1 protein-coding gene is annotated in these 540 nt (G+C 74.4%); it reads right to left on the bottom strand.

Annotated elements, in window-relative coordinates:
- Nucleotides 1–540: HNH endonuclease signature motif containing protein (locus ACFFHC_RS11550; protein WP_379805553.1), on the bottom strand; the 540-nt coding region annotated here is incomplete at both ends.

The raw sequence follows: 540 nt of genomic DNA, 5'->3' as shown, positions 1-540 counted from the left end.
CGTCGGGGTGGGTGTGGATGGTGTGGCCCAGGCGTGGGTCGTCGAGTTGTCGGTGGTGGGGCCCGCACAGGGGGATGGCGTTGGCCAGGTCGGTGGGTCCTCCCCCGGGGTGCAGGACGGTGCCGTCCGGTGCGGTCACGGGGTGCCACGGGTGGGCGTGGTGGATCTGTGTCCAGGCCAGGGGCCGGTCGCAGTCGGCGGCGGCGCAGGTCTCGTAGGAGGCTGCCAGGGCGGTGCGCTGGGAACCGGTGAAGCAGCGGGTCTGCCGGCCGAGGTCGAGTACGACCGAGTCGGTGCCCAGCACGGCCGGGACCAGGCCTGCGGTGGCGGCCATGCGGCGTACCTGCCCGGCGGAGACGACCGCCCCGGTGTCGGTGAGGCCGGCCCGGTCCGTCAGGCCCCGGAGGGTGTCCAGGTCGGTGCGGACGATGAGGATCGCGTTGGTCCTGGTGGTCAGGTGGTCGGCCGGGAGGTGGTCGATGAGCTCGCACAGGGCCCGGCCGCGGGCCTGGTCCCACCACGCCCGGTCATGGCGCGGGT

Origin of the sequence: Kytococcus schroeteri, assembly GCF_042433515.1 — a bacterium.
GTDB classification, from domain to species: domain Bacteria; phylum Actinomycetota; class Actinomycetes; order Actinomycetales; family Dermatophilaceae; genus Kytococcus; species Kytococcus schroeteri.
Note: the sequence above shows the minus strand (reverse complement) of the source record. Positions and strands in the feature narration are given on the sequence as shown.